The organism is Streptomyces sp. NPDC047515, from assembly GCF_040643055.1.
Lineage (GTDB): Bacteria > Actinomycetota > Actinomycetes > Streptomycetales > Streptomycetaceae > Streptomyces.
Window position 1 is genome coordinate 246,748 of record NZ_JBEYTM010000002.1, and the last position, 17,474, is coordinate 264,221.

A 17,474-nucleotide genomic window follows, 5' to 3' on the forward strand; every position below is an offset into this window, starting at 1 on the left:
CGTTATCCCTTCACGGCGCCGTCGGTGAGGCCGCTGACGGCCTTGCGTTGCAGGAAGACGAAGAGGATGAGGATCGGGATGGCGAAGATCGAGGCCGCCGCCATGGTGGCGCCCCAGTCATCGCCGAACTGGCTCTGGAACTGGGAGAGCCACAGCGGGAGCGTCTTGGCCTCCGGGTCCTTGTTGAGGATCAGGACCAGCGGGAATTCGTTCCACGCCGTGATGAAGCCGAAGAGCGAAGTGGCCATCAGGCCGGGGGCGAGCAGCGGCAGGATCACCTTGACGAACGCCTGCGGCCGGGTGCAGCCGTCGACCATGGCCGATTCCTCCAGCTCCTTGGGCACCGCGGCAACATAACCGCGCAGCGTCAGGATCGTGAAGGGGAGCACCATCACCATGTAGAAGAGGGTCAGCGGGACCAGGCTGTTGAGCAGGTCCGCGTCGCGGACCAGCATGTAGATCGCGATGACCATGACTTCCCACGGGGCCATCTGCGCGATCATGAAGACCAGGATCATGCTCTTGCGACCCTTGAACCGCATCCGGGCCAGTGCGAACGACGCGAAGAGCGCGATGATCAGCGAGAAGGTCACGGCGAGCAGCGTGACGGTGAGCGAGTTCCTGACCAGGGTCAGGAAGTTCGGTGCGTGGTACGCCGTCTGGAAGTGCTCGAACGTGATGTCGGTCGGGAACCAGACCGGGGCCTCGGTGATGATGTCGCCGGTCGGCTTGAACGCCGTGCTGAACATCCAGTAGACGGGGAAGACCAGGGCGGCGAAGAGGACGATCGCCGTTGCATTGGGCCAGATGCGGCCGAGCAGTGAGCGCTTCACAGCTCGTCCTCCTCTTGCTTGAGAACGATGCGGAGGTAGTACGAGGTCAGCCCCAGCATGATCAGGATGGTCAGCAGCGAGATGGCCGCGCCCATGCCGTAGTGCTGGTTGCCGACACCCTCGACGAAGGCGTAGATCGGCAGCGTCTCGGTGAGGCGGTTGGGGCCGCCCTCACTGATGGTGAAGATCTGCGGGAAGGCCTTGAAGACCCAGATGACCTCAAGGAAGGTCGTGGCGTAGAGGAAGGGCCGCAGGAACGGGAACGTCACCGAGGTGAAGCTCTTCCACACGCCGGCGCCGTCGAGCGCGGCGGCCTCGTACAGCTCCTTGGCGATGGTGGTGGTCGCCGCGTACAGGTTGATCGCCACGAACGGGATGGACTGCCAGACGATCAGCAGGGTCACCACGAAGAAGGTGGAGAACTGCGATCCGGTCCAGTTGAAGTCGGCCATCGAGTGCCAGCCGAGCTTGTCCAGCACGTAGTTGACGATGCCGAAGCGCGAGGCGAACAGCCACTGGAACACGGTGGACGCGGCCACGACCGGCATCGCCCAGGCGAGCACCAGGCCGACCATCAGGGTGAGCCGCATCTTCTTGCCGAGACGGGCGAGCAGCAGTCCGACCAGGGTGCCGACGATCATGATCAGGACGACGTTGACGCCGGTGAACACAATCGTGCGGAGCGTGACCTTCCAGAAGTCCTCACCGGTGAGGATCTCCTGGTAGTTCTTGAAGCCGTTCCACTCGGTGACATGCTGGATCAGCTGTCCCATATTGAGGTTCTGGAACGACAGCATGACGTTCTTCACCAGGGGATACCCGAGGAAGATCGCCGTCACCGCGAGCGCGGGAACCATCAACAGGTACGGCGCTGCGCCGATACCCACCCTCCGCTTGCTTCCCCCGGGCCGCCCGACGGGTGTCTTCCCGTCCTGCCCGCGGACCGCGGCCGTCCGGGCCACCTCCGTGGGATCGGTTTGCACTGCCATGCTCGCCATCTCTTCCAACAAAGCCCTACACGGAACGGTGCGTACGACCGGGGCGGCGGGTCGGGACCCGCCGCCCCGGCGCGGGACGCGCTACTGCGGCTACTGCTGCTGGCTGAGGCGCTTGTTGAGCTCGCCCTCGACCTGCTTGGCGGCGTCGGCGGGCGACTTGCCCTGCAGGACCAGCGTCATGTAGGTCTTGATCGGGTTCGGCGGATTCTCGACCGGCGCCCACTCCGGGATCAGCGGCGTGGTGCCACCGGACTTGGCGGCGGCCGGACCGGCGGCCTCGGCTGCGGGCTGGCCCACGGTGTACTTCTGCATCGCGTCGTTCTTCGGGGACCAGCCGGCCTCCTTGATGAGCGCGCCGTCGTTCTGCTCGGAGAGCGCGATCTTCAGGAATTCCTTGGCCAGGTCCTGCTTCTTGCTGCCCGCGGCCACGGCGAGGTTGGAGCCACCGAGGAAGACGCCCTCGGGCTTGTCCGCCGTCTCACCGGGGATGGTGAAGAAGCCGATGTCGTCCTTGAGCTTCGGGTTGGCCTTGATGGCGGTGCCGGCCTCGTAGCCCATGGCGATGATGGCGCCGGTCTTGCCCTTGGCGAAGACCTCGGCCTGCTGCGGGGTGGCCTCGTCCTTGTCCTTGGGCGCCTTGGAGTAGGCCTGGTACTGCTTGTAGACGTCCATGGCCTCGGCGACCTTCGGGTCGGCCAGGTTGGAGACGTACTTGTCGCCTTCCTTCTTGACCGGCGAGACGTCCTTGCCGACGAGCAGACCGTCGAAGAAGTACCAGTTCTGGCCGGGCAGGTAGATCGGCTCGGCCTTGCCCTTCTCCTTGATGGCGTCGAACGCCTTGAAGAGGTCGGCACGGGTCTTCGGAGTCTCGGTGATACCGGCGTCCTTGAAGACCTTCTTGTTGTACATGACGACGCGGTTGCCCACGTACCACGGCAGGGCGTACTGCTTGCCGTCGTAGACGGAGGGCTGGTTGACGCCGTCGGCCCAGGCGGAGCCGATCTCCTTCTTGAGGTCACCGAGGTCGGCGAGGCCGCCGGTCTTGGCATACGCCGGGGTCTGGGTGTTGCCGATCTCCAGGACGTCCGGCGGGTTGGACTCGGAGAGGGCCGTGGTGACCTTCTGCTGAATGCCGTTCCAGTCCTGGACTTCGATCTTCAGCTTGGCCTTGGTCTTCTTCTCGAACTCCTCGGTGACCGTCTTGGTCCACCCGTCCGGGTTCGAGCCGGACATCGTCCACACGGTCAGGGTCTGGCCCTTGTACGCGTCCGGACCGGCCTTCTTGCCGCTGTCGCCGCCGTCGTCGGACCCACACGCCGCAAGGCCGATCATCATGCCCGCGACGCCGATCGCCGCGATGAGCTTGCGCTTCACGCCAAACCCTCCTCAGGGAAACTGCAACCCCGCCCACCGCGAAGACATTCGACGAGTACTGCTGGGGCTGGACCTGGTCTTTAATGGTTTAGACCAGCACCGGGAGCTTGGCCTAGACCTTTAGGGGTGTCAAGGGTGTATAAGAAGTGCACTCGCGTCCGTTATAGGACCGACACCTAAGGGAGGGCGACGAGCCGTGACCGGACCGTGCCACCATGTGAGCCGCGACAGACGGAGGAGCCGGTGACGGCAGCAACGCAGCAGTCGGGAAGGCGGGCCATGGGTGCCGACGGGGGCAGTACGGAGAACGAGACGGGCGCGGCCACGCGGACGGCACGCGTCCCGAAGTACTACCGGCTGAAGCGACATCTCCTCGACATGACGGACACCATGCCGCCGGGCACCCCTGTGCCACCGGAACGAACCCTGGCCGCCGAGTTCGACACCTCGCGCACCACCGTGCGCCAGGCGCTCCAGGAACTGGTCGTCGAGGGCCGGCTGGAGCGCATCCAGGGCAAGGGCACCTTCGTCGCCAAGCCGAAGGTCTCGCAGGCCCTGCAACTCACCTCGTACACCGAGGACATGCGCGCCCAGGGGCTGGAACCAACGTCCCAGCTGCTGGACATCGGCTATGTCACGGCCGACGACACGCTCGCCGGACTGCTCGACATCACGGCCGGTGGCCGCGTGCTGCGGATCGAGCGGCTGCGGCTCGCCAGCGGGGAGCCGATGGCGATCGAGACCACGCATCTTTCGGCCAAACGCTTTCCCGCGCTGCGCCGTTCGCTGGTGAAGTACACCTCGCTCTACACCGCACTGGCCGAGGTGTACGACGTCCGGCTGGCCGAGGCCGAGGAGACCATCGAGACCTCGCTCGCCACCCCGCGCGAGGCCGGTCTGCTCGGTACGGACGTGGGCCTGCCGATGCTGATGCTGTCCCGGCACTCGCTGGACGGGCAGGGCGAGCCGGTGGAGTGGGTGCGCTCGGTCTACCGCGGCGACCGGTACAAGTTCGTGGCACGTCTGAAGCGGCCGACGGACTGACCCCGGACGCGGCGGCCGGCTGATCCCGGCCCGCGCACTCGCACACCCGGCCGTCAACGGCCCCCGTGGACCGCATCACTCCACGGGGGCCGTTCGCCTGCCTCCGCAGGGGCCGACTCTCGCATGTTTGGCAACATTCCGAACATTCGATCCCGTTCGCGGGACCGTTGCCGGACCGCAATGCGGACAGGGGGTGACGGTGACCGGAAGCCTCCCCTAGATTTCCTGCGCATTACACCAGGTGCTCAGCGAGGGGACGGAGTCGCCGCATGCCAGCAGACCCTGAAGGAAAACCGCCCACCATCACGCCGGTGCGGGTGGTCATCGCCCTCTGTCTCGTCGCGCCGTTCGTGGCGATGCTCTGGGTGAGTTCGTACGCGAAGGTGGACCCCACCTTCATCGGCATCCCGTTCTTCTACTGGTACCAGATGCTCTGGGTGCTGATCTCCACCGCGCTCACGATGATCGCGTACAAGCTGTGGCAGCGTGACCAGCGCGCCCGCAAGGGGGGTGCGTCGGCATGAAGGACGGCGTGAACGGCGTCGCGCTCGGCGTCTTCATCTTCTTCTTCCTGGCCGTCACGGTCATGGGCTTCCTGGCGGCGCGCTGGCGCAAGGCCGAGAACGAGGCCAGCCTCGACGAATGGGGCCTGGGCGGACGGTCGTTCGGCACCTGGGTCACCTGGTTCCTGCTCGGCGGCGACCTGTACACCGCGTACACCTTCGTCGCCGTGCCCGCGCTGATCTACACGGCGGGCGCGGCAGGCTTCTTCGCCGTGCCGTACACGATCCTCGTGTACCCGCTGATCTTCACCTTCCTGCCGCGGCTGTGGTCGGTCTCGCACAAGCACGGGTACGTCACCACCTCGGACTTCGTCCGCGGACGCTTCGGCTCGAAGGGGCTGTCGCTGGCGGTCGCCGTCACGGGCATCCTCGCCACGATGCCGTACATCGCCCTCCAACTCGTCGGCATCCAGGCGGTGCTGGACGTGATGGGCGTCGGCGGCGGCGAGAACACCCACTGGTTCATCAAGGACCTGCCGCTGCTGATCGCGTTCGCGGTGCTCGCCGCGTACACCTACTCGTCCGGTCTGCGGGCGCCCGCGCTGATCGCGTTCGTCAAGGACGGGCTGATCTACCTCGTCATCGCGGTGGCGATCATCTACATCCCGATCAAGCTCGGCGGCTTCCACGACATCTTCGCCAAGGCGGGCGAGGCGCTCTCGCAGACCAACCCGAAGACCGGCAAACCGCACGGCGCGCTCGCGCCGGGCGAGGCGGGCCACTGGGGTTACGCCACCCTGGCGTTGGGCTCGGCGCTCGCGCTCTTCATGTATCCGCACTCGATCACGGCGACGCTCTCCAGCCGCAGCCGCAATGTGATCCGGCGCAACACCACGATCCTGCCGCTGTACTCGCTGATGCTGGGCCTGCTCGCGCTGCTCGGCTTCATGGCCATCGCCGCCGGGATCAAGGTGGACAACGGGCAGTTGGCCATCCCCCAGCTGTTCGAGAACATGTTCCCCGACTGGTTCGCGGGCGTCGCGTTCGCCGCCATCGGCATCGGCGCCCTGGTGCCCGCCGCGATCATGTCGATCGCCGCCGCGAATCTCTTCACCCGCAACATCTACAAGGACTTCCTGAAGCCGGACGCCACCCCGGAGCAGGAGACCAAGGTCTCCAAGCTGGTGTCCCTGCTGGTGAAGGTCGGCGCGCTCGCCTTCGTCCTGACCATGGACAAGACGGTCGCGATCAACTTCCAGCTGCTCGGCGGGATCTGGATCCTCCAGACGATGCCGGCCCTGGTCGGCGGCCTGTTCACCCGGTGGTTCCACCGCTGGGCGCTGCTCGCGGGCTGGGCGGTCGGCATGGTGTATGGCACGGTGGCCGCGTACGGGGTCGCCAGCCCGACCCAAGCGCACTTCGGCGGTTCGTCCAAGGAGATTCCCGGCATCGGCGAGATCGGCTACATCGGTCTGACGGCGTTCGTGCTGAACGTGATCGTGACGGTGGTGCTCACCTTCGTCCTGAACGCCGTGAAGGCACCCGCCGGAATCGACGAGACCGCCCCGGGCGACTACACGGCCGACGCGGGCGACCCGGACGTCCAGGTGGAGCTCCCGCCGGCCACGGCCGGAGCGCCGGGCGGCGGCCACTGACGACCGCTCCGACACCGGCCGACGGCCCGTCGAGCCCCCTTCTGCGGGGCGCGGCGGGCCGTCCCTGCGGATGGGGCCGGACGGCCCCGGAGAGGGCCGCACAGCTCGTTCTGTGGGCTTGACCCGAGTCGGCCGACACAACATGTGGGGGCTGCCTCATCGGGCGGCCCCCACATGTATGCTCATGCTCGCTGTCGCCGCAGGGGAATCCGGTGCGAATCCGGAACTGTCCCGCAACGGTGTGTTCGGTGCGCTTTTGCGCACCCCCGAGTAAGTCCGAGGACCTGCCGACAGCGCATCCGGCTCGACCGAACCGGATGCCAGACGTCCGGGCCTCGCGGATGGGCCGGTGGACGCCGTACGGAGTGCTGCCCCGCTCGGGCCCGCCTCTGCCCGGCTGCCCCCCGTTCCCCGCCGGCCCCGAGCCGAGCGAGGGAGAGCATCACGTGACCATCGCGCCAGCCGATCCGGCTTCAGTCGCCGTGTCCGAAGCGGCCGAGTCCGAGGGGACCGCACACGACGGACCGGGGACCGCACTGCTGCGGACCCTGACCGACCTCACCGTCGATCTGCCCGACACCGACCCCGGTCGTGTCGCCGCCGCCGCGCTGCGCGGACGCAGCGCCCGGTCGGACGAGGCCGAGCTGCGCTCGCTGGCCACCGAGGCCGCCGCGGGGCTGATCTCCGAGGACCCCGCCTACTCCCGGCTCGCCGCCAGGCTCCTGACCCACGCCATCGCGGACGAGGCGGCCGGCCAGGGCGCGGTCTCCTTCTCCGCGTCCGTCGCCGTCGGACACCACGAGGGCCTGATCGCGGACCGTACCGCCGAGTTCGTCGCGCTGCACGCGGACGCCCTCGACGCGCTGGTGGAACGCTCGCTCGCCGCCGGCGCCGACGACCGGTTCGGCTACTTCGGGCTGCGGACCCTGCACAGCCGCTATCTGCTGCGCCACCCGCACACCCGCCAGGTCATCGAGACGCCCCAGCACTTCATGCTGCGGGTCGCGGCCGGGCTCGCCGAGAACGGTTCGCGGCGCGCTCTGGACGAAGTGGCCGCGCTGTACGGGCTGATGAGCCGGCTCGACTATCTGCCCTCCTCGCCGACCCTGTTCAACTCCGGTACCCGGCACCCGCAGATGTCCTCCTGCTACCTGCTGGACTCCCCGCTCGACGAGCTCGACTCGATCTACGACCGCTACCACCAGGTGGCGCGGCTCTCGAAGCACGCGGGCGGCATCGGGCTCTCGTACTCCCGCGTCCGCGCCCGCGGTTCGCTGATCCGCGGTACCAACGGGCACTCCAACGGCATCGTGCCGTTCCTGAAGACGCTCGACGCCTCCGTCGCCGCGGTCAACCAGGGGGGCCGCCGCAAGGGCGCCGCCGCCGTCTACCTGGAGACCTGGCACGCGGACATCGAGGAGTTCCTGGAGCTGCGCGACAACACGGGCGAGGACCAGCGGCGTACGCACAACCTCAACCTGGCGCACTGGATCCCGGACGAGTTCATGCGCCGGGTCGACGCGGACGGCGAGTGGTCGCTGTTCTCGCCCGCGGACGTGCCCGAGCTGGTCGACCTGTGGGGCGACGACTTCGACGCCGCGTACCGGGCCGCCGAGGCCAAGGGGCTGGCCCGCAAGTCGATGCCGGCCCGCGAGCTGTACGGCCGGATGATGCGTACCCTCGCGCAGACCGGCCAGGGCTGGATGACGTTCAAGGACGCTTCCAACCGGACCGCGAACCAGACCGCCGAGCCGGGCCGCGTCGTCCACTCCTCGAATCTGTGCACCGAGATCCTCGAAGTCACCGATGACGGCGAGACGGCCGTCTGCAACCTGGGTTCGGTCAACCTCGGCGCGTTCGTCGCCGAGGGCACCATCGACTGGGAGCGGCTGGACGCCACCGTCCGGACCGCCGTGACCTTCCTCGACCGGGTCGTCGACATCAACTTCTACCCGACCGAGCAGGCCGGCCGCTCCAACGCGAAGTGGCGCCCGGTCGGCCTGGGCGCGATGGGTCTGCAGGACGTCTTCTTCCAGCTGCGGCTGCCGTTCGACTCCCCCGAGGCGCGCGCTCTCTCCACGAAGATCTCCGAGCGGATCATGCTCGCGGCGTACGAGGCGTCCTGCGAGCTCGCCGAGCGGTCGGGCCCGCTGCCGGCCTGGGCCGAGACGCGTGCCGCGCGCGGGGTGCTGCACCCCGACCACTACGACACGGAGCTGAACTGGCCGGAGCGCTGGGACGCGCTGCGCGCCCGCGTCGCGAAGAGCGGCATGCGCAATTCGCTGCTGCTCGCCATCGCGCCCACGGCGACGATCGCCTCGATCGCGGGTGTGTACGAGTGCATCGAGCCGCAGGTCTCCAACCTCTTCAAGCGCGAGACGCTCAGCGGTGAGTTCCTCCAGGTCAACGCGTATCTGGTGGAGGAGCTGAAGCAGCTCGGCGTCTGGGACGCGCGGACCCGCGAGGCACTGCGCGACGCGAGCGGCTCCGTGCAGGGCTTCGCCTGGATCCCTGAGGACGTGCGGGCGCTGTACCGCACGGCGTGGGAGATCCCGCAGCGCGGACTGATCGACATGGCGGCGGCCCGTACGCCGTTCCTCGACCAGAGCCAGTCGCTGAACCTCTTCATGGAGACGCCGACGATCGGCAAGCTCTCCTCGATGTACGCGTACGCCTGGAAGCAGGGGCTGAAGACGACGTACTACCTGCGCTCGCGCCCGGCGACCCGGATCGCCCGTGCGGCCTCCGGCCGGACCGCGGCCAGCGCCCCCATCCCCGTACAGCAGGCTTCGACGCCCGACGCCGACGCGATCGCCTGCTCCCTGGAGAACCCCGAGTCCTGCGAGGCCTGTCAGTAATGAGCTCCACCAACTCCGAGAAGTCCGCGCTCGTCAAGAACCTGCTCGACCCGGGTTTCGAACTGACCCTGCGGCCCATGCGCTACCCGGACTTCTACGAGCGCTACCGCGACGCGATCAAGAACACCTGGACGGTGGAGGAGGTCGATCTCCACTCCGACGTCGCCGACCTCGCGAAGCTCTCCCCCGGCGAGCAGCACATGATCGGCCGGCTCGTCGCGTTCTTCGCGACGGGTGACTCGATCGTCTCCAACAACCTCGTACTGACGCTGTACAAGCACATCAACTCCCCCGAGGCGCGGCTGTATCTCTCGCGGCAGCTCTTCGAGGAGGCTGTGCACGTCCAGTTCTATCTGACGCTGCTGGACACCTATCTGCCCGATCCGGACGACCGTGCCGCCGCGTTCGACGCGGTCGAGGAGATCCCGTCCATCCGCGAGAAGGCGCAGTTCTGCTTCAAGTGGATGGATTCGGTCGAGAAGATCGAGCGGCTGGAGACGAAGGCCGACCGCCGTCGCTTCCTGCTGAACCTGATCTGCTTCGCGGCGTGCATCGAGGGGCTGTTCTTCTACGGCGCGTTCGCGTACGTCTACTGGTTCCGCTCGCGGGGTCTGCTGCACGGTCTCGCCACGGGCACCAACTGGGTCTTCCGTGACGAGACGATGCACATGAACTTCGCGTTCGAGGTCGTGGACACCGTCCGCAAGGAGGAGCCCGACCTCTTCGACGACGAGCTCCAGCAGCAGGTCACCGACATGCTGAAGGAGGCCGTGGCGGCCGAGCTGCAGTTCGGCCGTGATCTGTGCGGTGACGGTCTGCCGGGCATGAACACGGAGTCGATGCGGCAGTACCTGGAGTGCGTGGCCGACCAGCGGCTCACGCGGCTGGGCTTCCCGGCGGTCTACGGCTCCGAGAACCCGTTCTCGTTCATGGAGTTGCAGGGCGTGCAGGAGCTGACGAACTTCTTCGAGCGCCGGCCGTCGGCCTATCAGGTGGCGGTGGAGGGCTCGGTCGCGTTCGACGACGACTTCTAGGTCTTTCGGTTGGATCGGGCCGGATCGGCAAGCCCGGCGTGATCCAGATGAAATACCCCTAGATCCTGGCCCAGCTTCTGAGGTAGGGGCGCCGCGCGACCGTGACCGGTTGCGCGGCGCCCGTCGTTTCCGGGGGCGCGTCCCCCCGCGCCCGTTCCGCCTCCCGCAGTGCGCGGTCGATGCGGCGCTCCCTGGCGAGTCCGGCCAGGGTGGGCAGCAGGACGAGGACGAAAAGTACCGCTATGCCCAGGACGTTCAGGAATGTGTTCATGGCTCTACTCTCGTCCGCGCGAGCGGATTCCGGCAGTGGCAGGACTGTCATGGACCATCGAATTACTGCCACACTGGCATCATGCTGAAGAATGTTGCCGCCCTGTTGCTCGACGAGGTCCATCCCTTCGAGCTGGGCGTGCTGTGCGAGGTCTTCGGGCTCGACCGCAGTGACGAGGGCCTGCCGGTCCACGATTTCGCCGTGGTCTCCGCCGAGGGCCCGGTGCTGCGGACCCACGCCGGATTCACCATCAGTACGCCGCACGGCCTCGACCGTCTGGAGGAGGCCGACCTCATCGCCGTGCCGGCCGGCAGCCACTACATCGCACGGGACTACCCCGAGGAGCTCCTCGACGCCCTGCGCAGGGCCGTGGACCGGGGCGCCCGGGTGATGAGCGTCTGCTCCGGGGCCTATGTGCTCGGAGCGGCCGGGCTGCTGGACGGCCGCCGCTGCACCACCCACTGGCGTCATGCCGACGAACTGGCTCGTCGCTTCCCACGGGCGGTCGTCGAACCCGATGTGCTGTACGTGGACGAGGGCCCGGTCATCACCTCGGCGGGCACGGCGGCCGGGATCGACGCCTGTCTGCATCTGGTCCGGCAGGCGTACGGCCCCGATGCCGCCAACGCCATCGCCCGCCGCATGGTGGTGCCGCCGCACCGCGACGGCGGGCAGGCGCAGTACATCAAGCGGCCGCTGCCCCGTACCCGGTGCGACACGGTCGGCGGAACCCTGGCCTGGATGGAGCGCCACCTCGACCAGGAGATGACCGTGGAACAGCTCGCCACCCAGGCGCACATGTCCCCGCGCACCTTCGCCCGCCGCTTCCAGCAGGAGACCGGCACCACTCCTTACCGCTGGCTGCTCCGTCAGCGGGTGCTGCTGGCACAGCACCTCCTGGAGACATCCGACGAAACGATGGACACGATCGCCGGGCGCACCGGCTTCGGAACGGCTGCCGCGCTGCGCCATCAGTTCGTACGATCGTTGGGTACCACGCCGAACGCGTATCGCCGCACCTTCCGTGGCCCCGGAGCCATGACCGAAGTGGCGTGATCCCTGACAGATCTGACGTCCGATCCTTGCGGCGGCCCGCACCGGTGACATCGTGCTGCGCCAGGACCCGTCCCTGAGGGGTTCGCTGGGCGCGGAGGGCTATCGGCTCGACGTCGGCGACCGGGTCACGGTCACGGCCGCAACCTCCACCGGCGTCTCCTACGGTTCGCGGACCGTCCTCCAGCTGCTGAACGACGACGGCCGCGCCGCGCGCGGTTCGGCGACCGACGTGCCCGCGTACTGTGAGCGCGGGGTCGGAGTGTGCGCCTGCTACATCAACGTCTCGAGCCCGTGGTTCGAGCGGCTGATGAAGGACATGGCGTCCCAGAAGCTCAACCAGCTGTGGATCGAGGCCAAGGTCAGGAGCGACACCGACCCGGCGTCGGCGTTCTGGCGCTACTACCCGAAGCCGCAGGTCCGTACCCTGGTCGCGCTGGCGAAGAAGTACCACATCGAGCTGGTGCCGGAGATCAACTCCCCCGGCCACATGGACACCTACCTGGAGAACCATCCGGAGCTCCAGCTCAAGGACAGGAACGGTATCGCCTCCCCGCCCCGGCTCGACATCTCCCGGCCCGAGGCGCTGACCTACTACACCTCCATGGTCGACGAGGCCCTGAAGGTGTGGGACACCCGCACCTGGCACATGGGCGCCGACGAGTACATGATCGGCTCCTCCTACCCGGACTACCCGCAGCTGCAGACCGCGGCGACCGCGAAGTTCGGCGCGAGCGCGACCCCCGACGACCTCTTCGTCGACTTCATCAACCAGGTCGACGAGCACGTGAAGACCAAGGGCCGTTCGCTGCGGATCTGGAACGACGGCCTGGCGGGCCGCAACGGCGTCGTCCCGCTGAACCGTGACATCACCGTGGAGCACTGGCTGGGCGGCGGCGCCATCCAGAAGCCGTCCGCGCTGCTCGCCGAGGGCCGGCAGGTCATGAACTCGGCGTACGCGCGCAGGTGTAGCAGCCGTCGGCCTGTGCGGTGCCGGCGGTGACCACGGCCCCGCCCCCAGCGAAAGCCATGGTCATGACAAGGTCGAGCAGGAGTCGTGCGGCACGTCTCAGCATGAGAGGGCTCCCTACCGCGACGGAGATGTGGTGAGAGAGCTTGTCGGACGAGTCGACGCGCGTCAACCGCCCATGGACAAACGGTGGTTGACGGCCGATCGAGGGGTGAAGGCCGACGGGCCCGGCCTCCCGCAAAGGGGATGCCGGGCCCGCTCGGCGACAGCCGGACGTCAGTCGTTCGGCACGATCTCGTAGCGCGGCGTGTTCTCCGCCATCTGCCGCAGGGCGTCCTTGCGGTCCCGCTTCGAGAGCCGGTCGATGTACAGGTATCCGTACAGGTGGTCCGTCTCGTGCTGGAGGCAGCGGGCGAAGTAGCCGTTGCCGCGGATCTTGACCGGGTTGCCCTTGGCGTCCTGTCCGCGGACCACCGCGTAGTCCGGGCGGGCCAGCGAGGCGTACGCCGTCGGGACGGAGAGGCAGCCCTCGTTGGAGTCGTCCAGGATCCGGTCCTCGGGCGCCAGCTCTTCGAGCACCGGGTTGCAGACGGCTCCCACGTGCCGCACGCCGTCGTCGTCCGGGCAGTCGTAGACGAAGACCTTCAGGTCGACGCCGATCTGGTTGGCGGCCAGGCCCACGCCCTCCGCCGTCCGCTGGCTGGCGAACATGTCGTCGATCAACCGGGCCAGCTCGTCGTCGAACTCGGTGACGTCCCGGCACTCCTTGTGCAGCACCGGGTTGCCCACGACCGTGATCGGACGGGAGGTGCCGCGCTCGCGATGTGCCGCCTCACGCGCCTCGCAGTCCTCCGTGTCCACGACGAATCCTTCGTCGTCGAGGCTGATCTGCTCGTCCGTCTCCTGCTGCGCCATGTCCGCCGTACGCCTTCCTCAAAACCTGAAACCGGGGCATCCGACAGATCCGGGGCCGGACACCCGAGCACCGCCATCGGTGCCCGTACAGCCTACGGGCACCGGTCAGCAGACTTCTTCGAGATCCCGCCACTCACGGCTGTCCGGGCTGTCCGCCACCCAGCCGTCCAGCAGTCCACGCACCAGCCCGACCGGTGCCGCTATCCCGCACTCGCGCTCGGGCACCCACAGCTCACCGGCGGTGCGGTGCCCCAGCGGGCCCGGATGCCCCGGCTCGCTGTGGTCGTGCGGGTCCAGGTGCTCGCCGTCGCCCTCGTCGCTCTCCATCCGGCTCTCCGAACAGGCCCGGCAGAGCAGCCGCACGGAGGACGACCAGTCCTCGGCGGCGAAGCCGGCGTCGGACGCCAGCTGCTCCAGCGCGTCCCGGTCCGCCTCGGTGGCCGCTTCCAGCAGCACCACCCAGGTCGGAACCGGCGACGGCGCCCACAGCTCGATCTCGTCGAAGACGGGGTACGCGGGGCCGGCCGCGGTGACCCGCTCGCCGTGCGGCACCCCGTCGTGCAGGACGACCTCTCCCCAGCGTCGGCCGGACGACGGCAGCGGGATGGAGAGCACCTCCATCCGGGCCGGATCGAGCCTGCGGCCCCAGACGACCTCGGCCTCGCCCTCCGGCGACAGCCGTACCGCCGCGCTGCCGAGCTCCATGCCGACGGGCTCGCTGTTGGCCGCCGAGGTGTGCTGGCCCGCGCCCGGCACCTTCAGGCCGTACGCCTGCCAGGCGCGGCGCGCCAGCGGCCAGTCCTGCAACGCGGTGGCGGCGATCCCGACGTTCCACCAGTCGGGAGCCCCGGACTCCTTGTCGAGCAGCGCGACGGCCCTGAGACCGGCGGCTCTCGCCTGTTCCCAGTCATGCCGGAATTTGTGCAGCAGCGCCAGGTTGAACCACGACTCCGAGAGCCAGGGTTCCAGGTCCGCCGCACGTGTCAGCAGTGCGCCCGCGTCCTCGTACCGGCCGTCGCCGATCAGCGTGAACGCGCGGTCCGTGGCCTGCCGCCAAGAGGCGGAGGGCCGATGCCGTACCTTCCCGAAGATCCTCACGATTCCCGCCCGTCCCGACTGGACACCCTCGTCTTCCGCTCCTCTTCGCATCCAACCATGCCCGGCCGGACGCCCGCTCATTACCCATGGGTTACCCGGGCGGGACGGGGGCCGGACCGTCCCGCGCCAGGACCCGCGCCAGTGATTCCACGACCTCGGGCTGATAGTCGCGACCGGTCCCGAGCCTGAGTTGTTCCATCGCGCCCAGCGGCCCGATGAGACTTTCCCCGGAGAGGTCGTCGTATGCGTTGACGGCCCTGACGATCCTGGCGGACAGCGGCTGCTCGCGGAAGGGGTCTGCCTGCCGTTCCACCACGACCGCGACCCCGGTGTCCACCCCGGTCTGCCGGACCACGGCCCCGCCGAGCAGCGCGATGCGGCGCTGCTCGGCGGGGGGCAAGGTGGCCGTCGCGCCGTCCGGGACCGGATCGACCAGGGAGAGCTGGCCGATGTCGTGCATCAGGGCCGCGTACTCCAGCACGGTCAGCTCATGTCCGGAGAGCCCCAGCTCACGGCCGACGGCGGTGCAGAGCGTCGCGACCCTGCGGGCATGGCCGTGCGGGGTGTACCCGGCGATCTCGGTGGACCGGGCGAGCGAGGTGATCGTCTGCCGGTAGGTGGTGCGCACGGCGACGAACCGGCGGAACGAGACCTGGGTCAGCAGCAGCGGGACGCACAGGACGGGCAGCGCCCACAGCCCGGCGACGGCGACCCCGAGCGCCATCACGACCCCGGTCGCGCAGACCGCCGACCCGATGCCGATGAGGGCGCGCAGCTCGTCGTGGAGCAGCGGCCCGTACGGGTGGCGGGTGCGCGAGCGCAGCAGCAGCGAGGCGAGCACGGCGTCGCACAGCGCGGTCAGGACGAGGAGCAGGAGCGGGAAGAGCACGTAGTACGGGCCTTCGCCGAGCCGGCTCGCGACGCGGCCGGAGTTGTACAGCGGCTGGAAGCACACGGCGGCGAACGCGACGGTCAGGATGCGGCGGGCCACCCGGTCGAGCGAGGGTCCGCTGCCCCGGGCCACGTGCGGCACACAGGCGACGAGCTGTGCCGCGACGAGTACGGCGACCACCTGGAGCGCGCCGTGACCGGTGGGCGCGCCGCCGCTGCGGCCGAGCAGGGCGTACGCGAGCGCCCCCGCGGCCCCGAGCGGCGCGGGCTCGCGCTCGCCGGGCAGCGCGCCCCAGCGGGCCAGTTCGCCGACGGTGATGAGGACCCCGAAGGCGAGGGCGTGGCCGGGCTCGTGGACACCGGCCCAGAGGGTGTGGCCGAGCCCGGCGACGGCGAGCGCGGCTGCGGCGCCGCGCACGGCGAGAACGGCTGGGGGCAGCGCCTTTCGCCGGGTGCGGGCCGGGCTCATCCGGGCCGGTCCGCGGACGGCTGCGGACCGGGGGCCGCCCCGAGGCCGTCGGCGGACGCCTCAGGACCGGGCGTCGCGTCCAACGTGTCCGGCCGCGGCGGACGGGCCGGTGCCGGGGACATCGGTGCCTGACCGCTCCGTGGCCGCGGCATCACCTCGTCCGCCGTCACCGCGGTCGACGGCGACCAACCGTCTCGTTCCACCCCGCGCACCAGTGCCCGCACCATCTGCGGATCGAACTGCGTGCCCGAGCACCGCTTCAGCTCCGCCAGCGCCGCGGGCACCGGCCGCCCCCTGCGGTACGACCGGGTCGACGTCATCGCGTCGAAGGCGTCCGCCACCGCGACGACCCGGGCGAACTCGGGGATCGCCCGGCCGCTGAGCCCGTACGGGTAGCCGCTGCCGTCGAGCCGTTCGTGGTGGTGCAGGATCGCGTCCCGGGCCTCGCCGAGGAAGCCGATGCCGCGGACGATCTCGTGCCCGTACTCCGGATGCAGTTCGATCACCCGCCGTTCCTCCGGGGTGAGCGGTCCGTCCTTGCGGAGCACCCGGGTCGGGACGCCGAGCTTGCCGACGTCGTGCAGGATGCCGGCGAACCGGAGGACCTCCAGGCGGCCCTGTTCCATGCCCAGTTCGCGGGCGATGAGGACGGAGGCCTGTCCGACCCGTTCGCTGTGACCTCGGGTGTACGCGTCCTTGATGTCGACGGCCTGCACCAGTGCCCTGATCGTGGCGCGGTGGGCGGCATGCTCGCGGTGGTACTGGGCGAAGACCCAGCAGGAGATGTACATCGGCAGCAGGACGATGAGCGCGGACAGCGGGCCGTACGGACCGCGCCACAGCACGGCCATCATCAGTCCGGCGAGTCCGTGCACCAGGTGCGGTCCCAGCGAGCGGGACAGCAGCCCGTCCCAGGCGCGCCGTACGGGCAGCCGTTCGGCCGCGACCAGGATGGAGCCGTCCAGCGCGGCCAGGACGAGGCTGAAGGCCAGGGCGGCCGCGCAGGCGGGCAGCAGGGCGTACGGGAGGTCGGGGAGCCGGTCGGTGCCGGACCCGCCGAGCGTGGCAGCGCCGCCCAGCAGCCCGTGGACGGACGAGGCGGCCCCGACGGTGACGGCGAGCTGCGCGGCCCGCCAGACCCGCCGTGCGGCGACGGGCGGATCGTCCACCCGGCCGACGAGCGATCCGGGGATCGCGACCAGGCCGGCCGCGGCGGGCGGCAGCAGGAAGGCGGCGGCGAGCAGCAGCGGGAAGAACGATCCGGCTCTGATCGGCACGGAGCCGCCGAAGAAGGGGCCGCGCCCGGGGAGTTCACAGGCCAGGTAGAGCGCGGTCAGCAGTCCGACGGTGGCCCAGGGGGTCCCGGCGCCCGTGCGCAGCGCGGGCAGCACACAGAGCAGGGCACCGGCCGCGGCCACCAGGACGTACGCGCGCGCCGCCCCGCGTGTCGCTCCCACCCGCCCGGCCCGCCCCCCAACATGGTCAATGGAGGCGCCACGCTAGCGAGT

15 protein-coding genes, 1 pseudogene and 1 riboswitch are annotated in these 17,474 nt (G+C 69.2%); of the genes and pseudogenes, 7 read left to right on the forward strand and 9 right to left on the reverse strand.

Annotated elements, in window-relative coordinates:
* Positions 1 to 2: 2 nt before the first annotated feature.
* The 3 genes from ABZ826_RS02520 to ABZ826_RS02530 form a co-directional block, all read right to left on the reverse strand.
* Positions 3 to 833 (reverse strand): carbohydrate ABC transporter permease, encoded by an 831-nt coding sequence (locus tag ABZ826_RS02520; RefSeq protein ID WP_361440979.1) that lies wholly within the window; start codon positions 831 to 833, stop codon positions 3 to 5.
* On the reverse strand, positions 830 to 1,690 hold the full coding sequence (locus ABZ826_RS02525; protein WP_361441162.1) for a sugar ABC transporter permease: 861 nt from the start codon (positions 1,688 to 1,690) through the stop codon (positions 830 to 832). Before ABZ826_RS02525 ends, ABZ826_RS02520 begins: the two co-directional genes overlap by 4 nt.
* A gap of 231 nt (positions 1,691 to 1,921) precedes the next feature.
* Entirely contained in the window at positions 1,922 to 3,205 is a 1,284-nt protein-coding gene (locus tag ABZ826_RS02530; protein WP_361440982.1) for an extracellular solute-binding protein, read from the reverse strand.
* A gap of 279 nt (positions 3,206 to 3,484) precedes the next feature.
* Here ABZ826_RS02530 and ABZ826_RS02535 point away from each other — a divergent pair, with 279 nt between their 5' ends.
* From ABZ826_RS02535 to ABZ826_RS02555, 5 genes are all read left to right on the forward strand, one after another.
* On the forward strand, positions 3,485 to 4,249 hold the full coding sequence (locus tag ABZ826_RS02535; RefSeq protein WP_351078635.1) for a GntR family transcriptional regulator: 765 nt from the start codon (positions 3,485 to 3,487) through the stop codon (positions 4,247 to 4,249).
* Between the two features lie 269 nt (positions 4,250 to 4,518).
* A complete protein-coding gene (locus ABZ826_RS02540) occupies positions 4,519 to 4,773 on the forward strand; it encodes a DUF3311 domain-containing protein (RefSeq protein WP_361440985.1) in 255 nt (84 codons plus the stop codon).
* Entirely contained in the window at positions 4,770 to 6,407 is a 1,638-nt protein-coding gene (gene mctP / locus ABZ826_RS02545) for a monocarboxylate uptake permease MctP (RefSeq protein ID WP_361440988.1), read from the forward strand. Before ABZ826_RS02540 ends, mctP begins: the two co-directional genes overlap by 4 nt.
* A gap of 171 nt (positions 6,408 to 6,578) precedes the next feature.
* Positions 6,579 to 6,714: riboswitch (cobalamin riboswitch) on the forward strand.
* 139 nt (positions 6,715 to 6,853) lie between these two features.
* On the forward strand, positions 6,854 to 9,265 hold the full coding sequence (locus ABZ826_RS02550) for a ribonucleoside-diphosphate reductase subunit alpha (protein WP_361440991.1): 2,412 nt from the start codon (positions 6,854 to 6,856) through the stop codon (positions 9,263 to 9,265).
* Positions 9,265 to 10,299 carry a ribonucleotide-diphosphate reductase subunit beta gene (locus ABZ826_RS02555; RefSeq protein WP_361440994.1) on the forward strand — a complete coding sequence of 345 codons (1,035 nt, stop codon included), beginning with the start codon at positions 9,265 to 9,267 and terminating at the stop codon, positions 10,297 to 10,299. The genes ABZ826_RS02550 and ABZ826_RS02555 overlap by 1 nt, the downstream gene beginning before the upstream one ends.
* Positions 10,300 to 10,357: 58 nt before the next feature.
* Here the strand turns inward: ABZ826_RS02555 and ABZ826_RS02560 are convergent, their stop codons facing one another.
* Positions 10,358 to 10,570 (reverse strand): hypothetical protein, encoded by a 213-nt coding sequence (locus ABZ826_RS02560; RefSeq protein WP_361440997.1) that lies wholly within the window; start codon positions 10,568 to 10,570, stop codon positions 10,358 to 10,360.
* An 81-nt stretch (positions 10,571 to 10,651) separates the two neighbouring features.
* Here ABZ826_RS02560 and ABZ826_RS02565 point away from each other — a divergent pair, with 81 nt between their 5' ends.
* Together ABZ826_RS02565 and ABZ826_RS02570 are read left to right on the forward strand one after the other, a co-directional pair.
* The gene (locus tag ABZ826_RS02565; RefSeq protein WP_361441000.1) at positions 10,652 to 11,626 is read left to right on the forward strand and encodes a helix-turn-helix domain-containing protein; all 975 of its coding nucleotides are present in this window, start codon (positions 10,652 to 10,654) and stop codon (positions 11,624 to 11,626) included.
* 22 nt (positions 11,627 to 11,648) lie between these two features.
* Entirely contained in the window at positions 11,649 to 12,626 is a 978-nt protein-coding gene (locus tag ABZ826_RS02570; RefSeq protein ID WP_361441166.1) for a family 20 glycosylhydrolase, read from the forward strand.
* On the opposite strand, the pseudogene ABZ826_RS02575 reads toward ABZ826_RS02570, so the two are convergent.
* The 5 genes and pseudogenes from ABZ826_RS02575 to ABZ826_RS02595 form a co-directional block, all read right to left on the reverse strand.
* Positions 12,577 to 12,699: pseudogene (locus tag ABZ826_RS02575) on the reverse strand (peptidase M15); the annotation flags it as partial. The gene ABZ826_RS02570 and the pseudogene ABZ826_RS02575 overlap by 50 nt on opposite strands.
* A 170-nt stretch (positions 12,700 to 12,869) precedes the next feature.
* Positions 12,870 to 13,508 carry a peptide deformylase gene (def, locus tag ABZ826_RS02580; RefSeq protein ID WP_361441003.1) on the reverse strand — a complete coding sequence of 213 codons (639 nt, stop codon included), beginning with the start codon at positions 13,506 to 13,508 and terminating at the stop codon, positions 12,870 to 12,872.
* A 105-nt stretch (positions 13,509 to 13,613) separates the two neighbouring features.
* On the reverse strand, positions 13,614 to 14,606 hold the full coding sequence (locus tag ABZ826_RS02585) for a hypothetical protein (protein WP_361441005.1): 993 nt from the start codon (positions 14,604 to 14,606) through the stop codon (positions 13,614 to 13,616).
* A gap of 91 nt (positions 14,607 to 14,697) precedes the next feature.
* Positions 14,698 to 15,966, reverse strand: a complete 1,269-nt coding sequence (locus ABZ826_RS02590; RefSeq protein WP_361441008.1) for a metal-dependent phosphohydrolase — start codon at positions 15,964 to 15,966, stop codon at positions 14,698 to 14,700.
* Positions 15,963 to 17,423, reverse strand: a complete 1,461-nt coding sequence (locus ABZ826_RS02595; protein WP_361441011.1) for an HD-GYP domain-containing protein — start codon at positions 17,421 to 17,423, stop codon at positions 15,963 to 15,965. Before ABZ826_RS02595 ends, ABZ826_RS02590 begins: the two co-directional genes overlap by 4 nt.
* Positions 17,424 to 17,474: the final 51 nt, after the last annotated feature.

Bases quoted from the DNA above. Each gene is read 5' to 3' on its own strand.
- ABZ826_RS02525 (WP_361441162.1), bottom strand. From the start codon at position 1,690: ATGGTTCCCGCGCTCGCGGTGACGGCGATCTTCCTCGGGTATCCCCTG.
- ABZ826_RS02535 (WP_351078635.1), top strand. From the start codon at position 3,485: ATGGGTGCCGACGGGGGCAGTACGGAGAACGAGACGGGCGCGGCCACG.
- ABZ826_RS02540 (WP_361440985.1), top strand. From the start codon at position 4,519: ATGCCAGCAGACCCTGAAGGAAAACCGCCCACCATCACGCCGGTGCGG.
- mctP (WP_361440988.1), top strand. From the start codon at position 4,770: ATGAAGGACGGCGTGAACGGCGTCGCGCTCGGCGTCTTCATCTTCTTC.
- ABZ826_RS02555 (WP_361440994.1), top strand. From the start codon at position 9,265: ATGAGCTCCACCAACTCCGAGAAGTCCGCGCTCGTCAAGAACCTGCTC.
- ABZ826_RS02560 (WP_361440997.1), bottom strand. From the start codon at position 10,570: ATGAACACATTCCTGAACGTCCTGGGCATAGCGGTACTTTTCGTCCTC.
- ABZ826_RS02565 (WP_361441000.1), top strand. From the start codon at position 10,652: ATGCTGAAGAATGTTGCCGCCCTGTTGCTCGACGAGGTCCATCCCTTC.
- def (WP_361441003.1), bottom strand. From the start codon at position 13,508: ATGGCGCAGCAGGAGACGGACGAGCAGATCAGCCTCGACGACGAAGGA.
- ABZ826_RS02590 (WP_361441008.1), bottom strand. From the start codon at position 15,966: ATGAGCCCGGCCCGCACCCGGCGAAAGGCGCTGCCCCCAGCCGTTCTC.